The organism is Shewanella sp. 10N.286.52.C2 (genome assembly GCF_002874545.1).
GTDB lineage: Bacteria > Pseudomonadota > Gammaproteobacteria > Enterobacterales > Shewanellaceae > Shewanella.
The window spans coordinates 66710-80343 of the sequence record NZ_MCTV01000001.1; the positions used below are offsets into that span (position 1 = coordinate 66710).

The window sequence follows — 13634 nt, forward strand, 5'->3', positions numbered from 1 at the left end:
GATTAATCAGTAATATCGCTTATTTGAATAAGACTTTTGCGTTCTTCCTTGCAATCAAGTCGCTAAATAAATAGCATGACGGGTAGTTCTAATGGTATGGAAAAATAACGTGTTAAGAATGTTCACAATGGTAGTATTACTACTGCTCTCAAATGGCTTAATGGCGCAACAAGCGACGCATTTCATTACCGATGATGTCGATATTTACATGCATAGTGGTCCAGGGACTCAATACCGTATTTTAGGCACCATCGAAGCAGGCCAATCAGTTACCTTATTAAACGAAAGCCAAAACGATTACAGTAAAATTCGTGATCATAAAAACCGTGAAGGTTGGGTGATTTCTGAGTTAGTTAAAAAAGGCACCGGCCTTAGAAACCGTTTGCCAATTGTTGAAGCAGAACTCGCTAAAGCCAAGCAAACTTTAGCGCAGCTAGATCAAAGCTCTGAGTCTGTAACCCAACAGCTAACAGCAGCTAACCAACAGATTTTATCTCTAGAATCAGAGCTTGCTAGCGCATCTCAACAGCGCGACCATGCGATTAAAGAATTGAATGCGATTCAAGATAATGCTCAATCAAGAATGTGGCAACAAGGCGCATTAATTGCTGGATTAGGCGCCTTAATCGGTATTTTCCTAGTCTATCTACCAAGACCACAACGTAAGAAGAACAGCCGCTGGATGTAGTCCTAGCTCAATTACGCGACTTATCTTACCTGAAAAGCCAATGCCATTGCATTGGCTTTTTTGTTTCTGCTTTTTGAGCTTGCGCTGGCAACAAAAGCACAACATTTACCCCCTCAAAAAAGTCGTTATTTTGCCTGCAAGAGGTATAAAAAACACCTAGGCTATATTTCATCATCACAACTGACACTAAATCTTGCTCAACATCACATTTTAATCGTATACTCGCCTCGATTTCGTACATTGTATACAAAATAAAAAACATCATAATAAACATCTTGTTTACAAAGTTAGTAAACAGCTCAAGACGGAATGAAAATTATGTTCAATGCCAGTGAAGTCCTAAACGGTCATTACAATAATGCTAGCTTAGATGAGCTATTCTCAGCCATAACTAATAATTACATCGTTGATGAAGAACTGTATTTATCTGAGCTTATTAAATTAGTGCCATCGTCTGATACTGAAATTAAGCAAATCACTGATAAAGCCCATCAACTGGTCTTGAAAGTGCGCCAATTTGAAAAGAAAGGCCTAATGATTGGCATTGATGCTTTCTTGCAGCAATACAGCTTAGAAACTCAAGAAGGCATTATCTTGATGTGTCTTGCTGAAGCATTATTGCGTATCCCTGATGCCGCTACTGCAGATGCCTTAATCGAAGATAAGCTCTCTGGCGCTAAGTGGGATGCGCACTTAAGTAAAAGTGATTCAGTGTTAGTTAACGCATCCACTTGGGGCTTAATGCTCACAGGTAAAATCGTTAAGTTAGATAAAAACATCGACGGCAAACCTAGTAACTTGCTAAACCGTTTAGTTAATCGTGTTGGTGAGCCTGTTATTCGTCAAGCAATGAATGCCGCGATGAAGATTATGGGTAAACAGTTTGTGTTGGGACAAACGGTTAAAGAGGCCCTTAAAAACAGTGTTGCTAAGCGCCAGCAAGGTTACACCCACAGCTATGATATGCTCGGTGAAGCCGCGTTAACCGCTAAAGATGCACATAAGTATTACACTGAATATAGCCATGCGATTGCTGAATTAGGCGCACAAGAATACGATCTATCAAGCGCTCCTCGCCCCACAATCTCAATCAAATTATCGGCGCTGCATCCACGCTATGAAGTCGCCAATGAATCACGTGTACTCAGTGAATTATATGACACTGTCATTAAACTCATCGTGCAAGCGCGCGAGCTCAACATCGGTATTTCAATCGATGCCGAAGAAATGGATCGCCTTGAATTATCACTCAAGTTATTCCAGAAGCTATATAACGCCAACGAAACTCAAGGTTGGGGCTTACTGGGGATTGTGGTTCAAGCCTACTCAAAACGTGCCCTGCCGGTATTATGTTGGTTAACTAAGTTATCCCGCGAGCAAGGCGATGAAATTCCAGTGAGACTAGTAAAAGGCGCTTATTGGGACAGTGAGTTAAAATGGGCTCAGCAAGCTGGCGACGGTGGCTACCCACTTTACACTCGCAAAGCCGGCACGGACGTATCATATTTAGCCTGTGCTCGTTATTTACTCTCTGACGCCACTACAGGCGCCATATACCCGCAATTTGCCACCCATAATGCCCAAACAGTTGCCAGTATCAGTGCGATGGGCGCGAATCGTCACTATGAGTTCCAGCGCCTACATGGCATGGGTGAAGAGCTCTACGACACTATGCTGGCTGAAAGTGGCGCAAAATCCGTGCGTATCTACGCGCCTATTGGTGCCCATAAAGATCTACTGCCTTATCTGGTAAGGCGCCTATTAGAAAACGGCGCTAACACCTCGTTTGTTCACAAATTAGTGGACCCGAAAACCCCTATCGAAAGCTTAGTGGTGCATCCATTAACCACTTTAAAAGCTTATAAAACTTTAGCTAATAACAAAATTGTTCTGCCGGAAGATATTTTTGGTATAGAACGTAAAAACTCTAAAGGATTAAACATGAACATCATTTCTGAGTCTGCGCCATTTTTTGCCGGCGTTGACCAATTTAACGATACCCAATGGACTGCTGGGCCATTAGTCAATGGCGAGACCTTAAGCGGCGAAACCAAAAATGTACTCAGCCCATTTGACACCACTAAAACGGTGGGACAAGTAGCTTTTGCCAATAATCAGGCAATTGAAGCTGCATTAAGTTCTGCCCATGGCGCTTTTCATCGTTGGAGTCATACCCCCGTTGAGCAGCGTGCATCTGCACTGCAAAAACTGGCTGACTTACTTGAAGAGAACCGCGAAGAGCTGATTGCCCTTTGTACTCGTGAAGCAGGTAAAAGCTTACAAGATGGCATTGATGAAGTCCGTGAAGCAGTAGATTTTTGTCGCTACTATGCTATTCAAGCCAAGAAAATGATGGCGGCGCCAACTTTGCTTCCTGGGCCGACGGGTGAATTAAATGAACTATTCATTCAAGGCCGCGGCATCTTTGTTTGTATTAGCCCTTGGAACTTCCCATTAGCGATTTTCTTGGGCCAAGTTACTGCGGCGCTAGCTGCTGGTAATACCGTGATTGCCAAACCCGCTGAGCAAACTTCATTAGTGGGCTACCGCGCTGTGCAATTAGCTCATGAAGCAGGCATTCCTGTCGATGTACTGCAGTTCTTACCAGGCACTGGCGCTACTGTTGGCGCAGCGATCACCGCTGATGAACGTATTGGCGGTGTGTGCTTTACTGGTTCAACCGGCACTGCTAAATTGATTAACCGCACATTAGCTAATCGTGAAGGTGCTATCATTCCGCTCATCGCTGAAACTGGCGGTCAAAATGCGATGATAGTTGACTCGACCTCACAAGCAGAACAAGTGGTTGCAGATGTGGTTTCATCGTCGTTTACCAGTGCAGGCCAGCGCTGCTCGGCATTGCGAGTGCTGTTCTTACAAGAAGATATTGCCGATCGCGTGTTAGATGTAATGCAAGGCGCAATGGAAGAACTCAGTATTGGTAACCCAATCTTTGTTCAAACTGACGTTGGCCCTGTGATTGATGCCACTGCAAAAGCGAACCTAAATGCCCATATTGATCATATCTCGCAAGTTGGTAAGTTAATTAAGAAAATCAACTTACCCGCAGGCACTGAAAATGGCCACTTTGTGTCGCCAACAGCGGTAGAAATTGATTCAATTAAAGTGCTTGAGAAAGAACATTTCGGGCCAATTTTGCACGTTATTCGTTATAAAGCCGCTAATTTAGCCGCGGTTATTGACGAGATAAACAGCACCGGCTTTGGTCTTACTTTAGGAATTCATAGCCGCAATGAAGGCCATGCGTTAAATCTTGCAGACAAGGTTGATGTGGGTAACGTCTATATTAATCGTAACCAAATTGGCGCAGTAGTGGGTGTACAGCCTTTTGGCGGTCAAGGTTTATCAGGTACTGGCCCCAAAGCAGGCGGACCACACTACCTTACTCGTTTTATTACTGAAAAAACCCGCACCAACAATATTACTGCCATTGGCGGTAACGCGACGTTATTGTCCCTTGGTGATGCTGAAGACTAATAATTAGCAGGTTTGAAACCATAAAAATGCCCGCAGCTGCGGGCATTTTTTGTTCAAGCTATTTTATTTAGGTTAATAGTGTTCAAGCTAATAGTATTTACCGATAAAACCATCAACGGCTTACCATTAAGTAAGCAGGTATCACTTGAATCGCCATAACAAAGCCCAATCGAGACAAGGATAGGCCTTAGCACTGCTTATAAAGCTAAGCTTTCTTTTTCAGCAGCAGTTTTACGCTCAGGGCTTGTCTTAACATGGGTTAAGTACAAAGGTAAGCCCACGAGTAAAAAGCCGCCGACTAAATTACCTAATGCCGTTGGGATTTCATTCCACAATAGGTAGTCGCTAACAGTAAAGTCACCGCCCATGATCATTGAAAATGGAAATAGGAACATATTAACGATTGAATGCTCAAAACCCATAAAGAAGAACAGCATCACAGGCATCCACATTGCAGCCATTTTGCCGCTCACTGAGGTTGAGATCATAGCGCCTACCACTCCCATAGACACCATCCAGTTACACAACATGCCGCGAATAAAAATAGTAAACCAGCCTGCCACGCCATGCTCTTGATACCCTAACGTACGTGACTCACCAATTGAGCTCACTTTAGCCGCTAATACTCCACCGTCAGTGTTGTAACCATAAGTCAGGATATAGGATGCAAAAAATGCCACGGTTAACGCGCCGGCAAAATTCCCCACAAACACTAACCCCCAATTCCTAAAAAGTTGCTCCCAGGTACATCCCGGTCGCTTGTTAAGGACAGCTAAAGGCACCAAGGTAAATACACCTGTCAGCAAATCAAACTTCATCAGATACAACATAATAAACCCAACCGGGAATAATAATGATCCGACTAACAAGCTACCTGTTTTCACGATAACGGTAATGGCAAAAAAAGCGGCAAGTCCCAGTATCGCGCCAGCCATAAATGCCCTAACTAATGTATCTCGTGTCGACATGAAGATTTTTTGCTCCCCAGCATCTACCATCTTGGTAGCAAACTCCTTTGGCTCGATATATGACATAGTGCATTCCCTATAGTTATGTAGTTGACTGCTAATAAGCCAACTTCATACCAAGGTTGATAAATGCTTATAAATCAACACCCTAATCTAATTAGATTTTTAAAAAATGGTTGTAAGTAGTGCAAGCTGCACCTAGATAGCGCAAAAAGCCATTATTGAAAGGCCGTATTTAGCATCAAGTTTGTCTCGCTAAATGAAGCGTAATGAGCAAGTTAGTGGTTGTTGCGGCGGATAAGTGAGTCTTCGTTAAGACTCAAATGGTACCAATAATCGAATATGGTTATTGTAGTGACTAGCAATAGCTTGATGACTAAATGGTTAAATGGCAATATTCATTTTAAGCTCTAACTTGTATGGCAGCGCTGATAACTTTTGCTTGAGATTTTGCTGAAATACTTTGATACCACCGGTCTTTATAATTGACTCTTCACTAGGTACGACATTGATATCAATTCTAAGCTCATTTCCCACTTTGACGACACTGCCTAAATGCAGGGTTTCTTGGCTATCAACTTCTTTCATGCCTTTGGATACTTCTGCAATCAGTTCTTGTTGTGGTGCCATTTGCAATAACTCTTTGACCGCTTGACTCACCATAGAAAAAGGAACTTTCAAAAAGTAAGCTGAAATTAATATCATCATGAGTGGATCGGCATAACCTGCATATTGAGCCAGCGAAGTTTGCGTTAAGCCCCATGCGATAACAAACCCCAGCGTAATAGCCATGCTGAGCAAAGTATCCATCTGCCACTGCTTAGTTTCTGCTTCAATTAACCCTGAGTGCGACTCGCGGCTCATTTGGGTTATTTTCCACCAAGCAAAACCACAACCAAGGGTATTTACCAGCCCAAAAACACTCGCTACACCAATGTCTAACGGCTTGACACCTTGTATTAAACTATCGATTGCGCCGAACAGTGAATAAATCACTAGGCACATAATCACCACACCTTTGATCGCAATAACAATAGGTTCAAACATCGCCTTACCATTGGGAAAACGCTTATCTTTCGGGGAATGGATAAGCTTAGCGGCGAGCAGTGACAAAATAGTTAACAGCAAACTAATTAACGAGTATAAACCATCAAAGGCTATGACTAAGGAACCCAATATCAGCCCAACCGCCAAGCCGCCTACAGCAAACATCAGCGCAAATACTGAAGACAGTATCAACACTTTTTGCTCTATTGCTTGAGATGGCACACACATATGAATTCCTCATAAAATTAATCATTTACCCGTATAGGTAATTGAGTACAGTTTGGCATTCTGTATTAAATCAGCAATGACAAACTCAACGTCTGTGAGGTTATTTTGATAGTAATATTATTATAGCAAGGCTATTCAATGACTTAGTTTAGCAACCATCTGTCAATTATATTGACAGTGAGTGCTTGGCATGAATCCGAAATAACACGAATAAGCTAATACAAAGGTGATAGCTGGTTATTGAAATGGACCAGTTGAACAGTTTGATTTAATGACCCATCGAGGATGGGCTTATCATGAACACAAGATTAAAAAGCAAATAGATAGTCATTTAACTGATCGGCTAACCAGTTTGTCGCGGGATGCTCATTAAGGCCACTTGCTGCAAACATGCAATAGTCTTCCTGCAATAAACCGTAAGTATGCTTAATCACCGCAATGGATTGCTGCCTCAATAAATGTTTAATCAAGGGTTCAGGCATTACACCCCAAGCATCTTCAGTTTGAATGGAGCTAAGAATGTAATCAAAACTTGAAAAACCAATATAGTTACGGGAAAAAGGCTGTAATTCAGGATTGGACTTTTCATTTAAATATACCATTGATGCTTGCATGGCGCTGCGCAAGTCTTCATCTGACACTCGGCGTTTTGCTGCCAAGGGGTGGTCATGACGGCACACTGACATCATGCGAATTTTACCTAAAGGATGTGATGTCACCATGGCACTATCAGTGCTTTCATAGTCAATTCCAAAAGCAAAATTAACTTGCTCAGTTTCAACTAAATTGGCCAGATCGCCGGTGGAGGCCAGCACAATATTAAATGAGGTTGCTGGAAAGTGATTATTAAGCTGATGAGTCAACTCTAACCAAATATCGTCAGGTAAAGAGTCGTCACGGGCAATCCATACTTCTGCAGCAAACTCACCTTTAACTTGACGACAGGTTTGGCGGATCCGCTGCGCCGCTGTCAGCATACTTTGGCAATCTTTATAAATAGCCTTACCTGCTTCGGACAATGTGACTTGGTTACCGGTGCGATCAAATAATGCGGTACCGAGATCTTTTTCCATCGCTTTAATCGCCATGGTCATTTTGGTGCGATTCTGTTCTGTTTGTCTCGCCGCTTCTGACACAGAGCCCAGCTCTGCGACCAAACAAAAAGCTTCAATTTGCGAAAGTGTCAGTGCCATTATTATTCCTATAGTGAGGCTACCTCGCTAAGATAGCCTATTGCTTTGTGCCACAACAGTACGCTTTATCAATTTCGCTAGTCAGTTATCGGTTATCAACATAGCTTAGGCAATGCTAACCATCTTAAGGGAAAAAATGAAATCTAAAATTACAGCGGATATGGGAGTTTGAGGCAGGAAAGTGAGGTAGTAAAAGGCAGCTTGATAACAATCCTAATAACCATCAAGCCCTCACAGGCAATATTCGCACTATTGACTATCAAACAAACCGTTGCGCTTTAAACCTCGATGAACGTTTTTACATAACTTGGCAAATTTTTCTAAATCGCCAAAGCTCGGGGTGGCATTATTGTCCAGCGATGATTGCCAATAACTCACTTCACTATCAACAATTTCAAGCAGTTTTTTGGGACAGCCAATACAGCTACTATTAAAACCACATACGGCTAAAGCAGGATCATCTAAGGGAAAGGTATCTTTAACTTGGTTTATAAGTTGCTGCATTGCAGTCATTCTATCTGGTTTCATCATCAAGGGGCTCTTGCATCAATGAACGCCGATGATATTGCAGCGGCTGTTAAAGGTCAAAATACAGCCACCAAACCGCCTCAAGGTTAATGAGATGTATACTTTATTGTGCTGCAAATACAGTTAGCATGTGCCATTAAAGTAAAACCAACCCTAGAAGCAAAGAAGTCTAGACGTCTAGATTGACACTAATTTGTAGATCTCCTATGCTGACTATCATTGCACAAGCTATCATCATTGAAACTGAAATAACATGGATTGCTAAAGTAACTCGCAGCCTATTGGTGCAGCACCAATAACCATCAATGAATTGAATAAGATAATAAGAGAGACTCACTTGACCACACAAACACAAAAATCGGCCACCAGCCCAGCCTCCTTTGTTGCTTTACTGCCACTATTTGCTTTTTTAGCCTTATTTATTGGCGCTGGGGTTTACTTTCAAAGCCAAGGTGTAGACTTTGCTTTTTATCAGTTACCTAGTGTTATCGCGATTTTACCGGCGATTATCTTGGCGTTATTACTGTCTAAGCAAAAATTAAATCAATCCATTGATACTTTCATTGCCGGTATTGGTCACAGCAATATTATTGCTATGTGTCTGATTTATCTATTGGCAGGCGCCTTTGCCTCTGTCGCTAAAGCGACTGGTGGTGTTGATGCTACGGTTGCGCTGGGCTTATCAATGATCCCATCGAACTTATTATTACCCGGCTTTTTTGTTATTGCTGCCTTCATTGCTACCGCGATGGGCACCTCAATGGGTACCATTGCAGCGGTAGCGCCGATTGCATTAGGCGTTGCTGATCAAGCGCAAATTGATTATGCATTAATGGCTGGCGCAGTATTATCTGGTGCATTATTTGGTGATAACTTATCTATTATTTCTGATACCACCATTGCCTCAACCCGTACTCAGGGCTGTGAAATGAAAGACAAGTTCCGTGAGAACTTAATTTTCTCGCTGCCAGCATCAGCAATTGCCTTAGTGTTATTTGCTATTGCGGGTCAGGGACAAGCTGACATTGCCGCCCAAGAAATTGACTTCATTAACGTTATTCCTTACCTAACGATATTATTTTTAGCAGTATCAGGAGTTAATGTGTTTGTGGTACTAACCGTAGGCATACTGCTAGCTGGCGCTACAGGCCTGTTCACTATGGATTATAGTGCGGTCCAATTTGGTCAAGATATCTATGCTGGTTTCACCAACATGCAAGAAATCTTCATTCTATCTATGCTTGTTGGCGGTTTAGCTGCGCTGATGACACAACAAGGCGGTTTAACCTTTGTAAGCCAGAAGATTGAATCTTTGATTGCCCGCTTCTCTAAAGCCAAAGGTGACGCATCACCCCGCGCTGCTGAACTAGGTATGGCAGGTATGGTTGCAGCAACCAATGTGTGTGTCGCTAACAATACGGTATCGATTGTGGTTGTCGGTGACATTGCCAAAGACTTAGCCAGCAAGCATGGCGTTGCACCTAAGCGCGCGGCGAGTGTTTTAGATATCTTTGCTTGTATCATTCAAGGGTTAATTCCCCATGGCGCTCAAGCACTATTGATAGCATCAACCTTTGCCATTAGCCCATTAGCTGCTATTTCACACGCTTGGTATTGTATGATTTTAGCTGTGGTTGCTATTTCAATTGTGATATTGCGTAAACGCGCTTAATTCACTGTCAAACCAACGGCATAAAACCTGAGAACAACCGACTTAATGATGGTTGAACTCAGGTTTTATTTTATATAAAAGAGCGGTTTAAAAGTGTTAGTCTAAAGTTAACATTTGCATATCAAACAACCCATGAGCCAATCAATTCAGTTTAATAAACATTACGATTTATATTTAATGATTATTTTCATGTCTTTAGCGACTGCTGTAATTAGTGGCCTTGGCATTGGGGCGGCGTTAATTGCTGAAGTGTCTCGTTTGGGTATTAACCCACTGAGCATTAGAGCTGATACCTTAGGTGACTATATGAGTTCACCGTTAGCCATTGTTTACAATATGTCATTAGTCATTGCTGGAATGTGTTTAATACTGGCTATGTCAGCGCGCTACTTTGTCTTTGAAGATGGCTACAGCCGAGGTATTACCGTCACTGGCGCTACCTTAGGCGTATTAATTGTACTCATTGGTATCTTTCCAATTAACTTTTTAGAGCAACACCGTCTGTTTTCAACCGGTTATCTCATTTGCACCTTTTTGCTGCATTGTTTTTGCTTTATGGAATACTTTCGCAAGCGTAGCGCTTTAACCAGTCCATTATTCGCTCTAAATATTATTGGGTTAATATTTTCAATAATATTGATGTCTTTGCTTAACTGGTCGACATTAGATTTTGATCCATGTAGCCATGCTACCAGTGACATTTGTTGGATGTCCTTGGTGATGTGGGTACTAACTCAAACCAATATTTTGTGGTGTATGGTGTTAGCCATTGATATGAAAAACCGTATTAAGCAGCAACATCACCTTGCCAACTTATCGCTTGTAGGAAACTAATTTTGGCCAATAATATGCGCTTAGAGCAGTATTTAGCTCACTGCGGAGTCTGCTCAAGGCGCCAAGCCCAAAGGCTTATTGCCGCAGGTAGAGTGTGCTTTAATGGTCAAATCGCCTCAGCGTTAGATCGCGTCAGCCCCAATGTGGTAAACCCCAATATTTTACTAGACGGTGAAACTATTGCGCCACTAGAGAGCAAACAATATTGGCTATATCACAAACCCGTGGGCATTGATTGCCGCTTATTACCTGAGTTAGCCTCCAGTTTAATCCATCACTTACCCGCTTCACCCCGGCTGTACCCTGCAGGAAGATTAGATAAGGACTCGCGCGGATTATTACTACTGACAAATGATGGCGCGCTAACTCATCGACTGATGCATCCTGATTTTGGCCATGAAAAAGTCTATCAAGTCACGGTAAATAAACCACTTAAAAATGATTTTGCCGCGTTAATGAGTGCAGGAGTCAGCTATCGAGATGTGACCACTAAACCTTGTAAGGTCTCTGTCATTGACGAGTGCCAATTTGAGATAACGTTAACCCAAGGGCTTAATCGACAAATTCGCAGAATGTCCCAAGCGCTGGGCTATCACGTTGTTGATTTGCTAAGAGTGAGCATGATGAATTGTCAGCTTGCTCAGTTGCCAGAAACAAAAATGCGGCCCCTAGAGGCCGCAGAATTAGTCACACTGCAGCAGCTACTTAAGTTGTAGCTGCTTATCAATTATTTTACGATGTCCATTTCTTCAAGTAAGTTGTCAGCATTATCTAAATACTTCATCACCCACAGCATGTAACGGCTATCCACTTGGATTGAGCGGTTAGTTTGAGGATCATAACCCCAGTCACCAATGATGCTTTCGTAAACGCCATCAAACAGTAAACCCACTAATTCAGCGCGGCCATTCAAAGTTGGAGAACCTGAGTTACCACCAGTGGTATCTAAAGTCGATAAGAAGTTAACCGGTACAGAATCGATTGATTTCATGTAGAAATCGCCGTACTGCTTTTGCTTAATAAGCTCAAGTTGCTTAGTCGGTGCATCAAATGGAGCTGCACCAGTATCTTTCGCAACAATACCTTCAAGACGAGTAAACGGCGCCGCCACTAAACCATCTTGGGGCGAGTATCCTTTTACGTTACCAATCGTGACTCGTAAGCTTGAGTTAGCATCAGCGTAAACCGGTTTACCTAGCTCACGATTATAGGCAATGACCGCATCCATATACTGTGGACGCACTTTCATTAAGTCTCCAGCAAGTTGTTTTTGCGCTTGTTCGCGTTGCATTTTTTCATCAAAGGTCATCACCGCATATTGAATAAACGGATCTTTCGACTGATTAAACTCAGCTACCGACTTATTCATCCAAGCTAAGCGGACGTCTTTATCTGACAGTGTGGTATTGGCATACATGCTATCAAGGGTTTTCATTAGCTTGGCTTCATCGAAGTTTTTACCAATCGAGAAAGCCTTATCAAAATCAGCTAAACGCTCAGAGGTTGGCAAAGCGGCATAACGCTTGAGTAAGTCTGCTAACATGGCTTTATCAACGCTGGCAGCATAACGACGGTCAATACGCTCCATACTTGAGGTAAACTGAGTCATGTCGCGTTCTTGATAGCCAGGCTCACGCTGCATATCCGGTAACGCTTTTTCATGAGCTAAACGATATAGGCGCTCAGCGGTGTTCTTCATGGTTGAATAACCCATGTAACTCAGCAGTAAGTCACGTTCTTGGCCTTGTTGGTCTAAGGCAATTAACTTATCTAACTGAGCTAATGTTTCACCATATTTCGCCTGACGCTTGCTATCTTTGCTAATCCACTTAGCTAATTTTTGCTCTAAACTTTTACGCTCATCTAACATGGTAGATTTACCGTAAAACTCAATCATCGAAGTAAAGTTTTTAGCGTAATTGGCTAATCCTGCAATTGAGCTTTCATATTTAATTCGCTCATCACTGCCTTCTGGGGCTGTGTCTTTGATGATTTCAATTAAACGTTCACGCAACACTTTACCTTGCGGATAAGCCCACTCAAATTGGTTTTCGACTTCATTCGCGATGCGATAACGGTTAGTACGGCCGGGGTAACCTGCCACCATAACAAAGTCCCCTTCGCTTACGCCTTTTGCAGACACTTTAAGAAAGCTTTTAGGCTCGTATGGGACATTATCTTTACTGAAATCGGCAGGCTTACCATCTTTACCGACGTAAGCACGGTAGAATGAAAAATCGCCAGTGTGACGTGGCCACATCCAGTTATCGATATCGCCGCCATATTTACCCACACTGGCTGCAGGATTATAAGTTAGGCGAACATCGCGGATTTCCATCTGTTTAACTAAGTAATACTCAAGACCGCCATGAAAACTATAAACCTTACAGCGGTAACCATCTTGCGCTTCACACTCTGCGACTAATGATTTCTCTTTTTGCTCAATGCCTTTGTAAAAGTCATTACCAGTTTTGCTCATTTCACCGTCTTTTATTTTAGCGGTGACATCAGTAACAGCTTCAGTAACATAAATACGTGAACCCGGTGTAGCAGGTAATTCTTCTGCATAAGTTTTAGCTAAAAAACCATCTTGTAACAGGTTGTTCTCTGGGGTTGAGTTGTACTGAATAGCGCCATAAGCACAATGATGATTAGTAACAACCAAGCCTTTAGGCGACACAAATGATGCTGTGCAGCCACCTAGGCTAATCACGGCATTCATTGGAAATTCGGTTAATTTTGAAATCGATTTGGCATCAATCTCCAATCCTTTTGCTTTAAGCTCATCAGCCATTGCAGGTAGCTGATAAGGCTGCCACATTCCTTCGTCTGCTTGGCTGGCAAATGTTGCCAAAATTGCAGCGCTTAATAACCATGTTTTCATTATTATTCCATTTTTAATAAAAGAGCCCCAAATTGCCTGTATTTTAATGCGGTCACAATGTCATATTGAAGCAACAATGTTCAGATTTAAGGCA

General features: G+C 42.4%; 11 protein-coding genes. 5 read left to right on the forward strand and 6 right to left on the reverse strand.

Annotated elements, in window-relative coordinates; genetic code table 11:
• Positions 1-127: 127 nt before the first annotated feature.
• On the forward strand, positions 128-688 hold the full coding sequence (locus BCU94_RS00285; protein ID WP_241904939.1) for a TIGR04211 family SH3 domain-containing protein: 561 nt from the start codon (positions 128-130) through the stop codon (positions 686-688).
• 25 nt (positions 689-713) lie between these two features.
• On the opposite strand, the gene BCU94_RS00290 is transcribed toward BCU94_RS00285, so the two are convergent.
• Positions 714-953 (reverse strand): hypothetical protein, encoded by a 240-nt coding sequence (locus BCU94_RS00290; protein ID WP_102475327.1) that lies wholly within the window; start codon positions 951-953, stop codon positions 714-716.
• 44 nt (positions 954-997) lie between these two features.
• Between BCU94_RS00290 and putA the strand changes: the two genes are divergently transcribed.
• Positions 998-4186, forward strand: a complete 3189-nt coding sequence (gene putA / locus BCU94_RS00295; protein WP_198590835.1) for a bifunctional proline dehydrogenase/L-glutamate gamma-semialdehyde dehydrogenase PutA — start codon at positions 998-1000, stop codon at positions 4184-4186.
• A 197-nt stretch (positions 4187-4383) separates the two neighbouring features.
• On the opposite strand, the gene BCU94_RS00300 is transcribed toward putA, so the two are convergent.
• From BCU94_RS00300 to BCU94_RS00315, 4 genes are all read right to left on the reverse strand, one after another.
• Positions 4384-5220, reverse strand: coding sequence for a formate/nitrite transporter family protein (locus BCU94_RS00300; protein WP_076540465.1), 837 nt, complete (start codon positions 5218-5220; stop codon positions 4384-4386).
• Positions 5221-5538: 318 nt separating this feature from the next.
• Positions 5539-6429 (reverse strand): cation diffusion facilitator family transporter, encoded by an 891-nt coding sequence (locus tag BCU94_RS00305; RefSeq protein ID WP_102475329.1) that lies wholly within the window; start codon positions 6427-6429, stop codon positions 5539-5541.
• A gap of 308 nt (positions 6430-6737) precedes the next feature.
• A complete protein-coding gene (locus BCU94_RS00310) occupies positions 6738-7622 on the reverse strand; it encodes a LysR family transcriptional regulator (RefSeq protein WP_198590836.1) in 885 nt (294 codons plus the stop codon).
• 249 nt (positions 7623-7871) lie between these two features.
• Positions 7872-8153, reverse strand: coding sequence for a hypothetical protein (locus BCU94_RS00315; protein ID WP_347230778.1), 282 nt, complete (start codon positions 8151-8153; stop codon positions 7872-7874).
• Positions 8154-8472: 319 nt separating this feature from the next.
• Here BCU94_RS00315 and BCU94_RS00320 point away from each other — a divergent pair, with 319 nt between their 5' ends.
• From BCU94_RS00320 to BCU94_RS00330, 3 genes are all read left to right on the forward strand, one after another.
• Positions 8473-9822 carry a Na+/H+ antiporter NhaC family protein gene (locus tag BCU94_RS00320; RefSeq protein ID WP_102438594.1) on the forward strand — a complete coding sequence of 450 codons (1350 nt, stop codon included), beginning with the start codon at positions 8473-8475 and terminating at the stop codon, positions 9820-9822.
• 189 nt (positions 9823-10011) lie between these two features.
• Complete coding sequence (locus BCU94_RS00325) at positions 10012-10656, forward strand: hypothetical protein (RefSeq protein WP_133149374.1); 645 nt, start codon at positions 10012-10014, stop codon at positions 10654-10656.
• Positions 10657-10658: 2 nt separating this feature from the next.
• Positions 10659-11372 carry a pseudouridine synthase gene (locus tag BCU94_RS00330; protein WP_347230779.1) on the forward strand — a complete coding sequence of 238 codons (714 nt, stop codon included), beginning with the start codon at positions 10659-10661 and terminating at the stop codon, positions 11370-11372.
• An 11-nt stretch (positions 11373-11383) separates the two neighbouring features.
• On the opposite strand, the gene BCU94_RS00335 is transcribed toward BCU94_RS00330, so the two are convergent.
• On the reverse strand, positions 11384-13540 hold the full coding sequence (locus tag BCU94_RS00335) for a S46 family peptidase (protein WP_102438577.1): 2157 nt from the start codon (positions 13538-13540) through the stop codon (positions 11384-11386).
• Positions 13541-13634 lie beyond the last annotated feature (94 nt).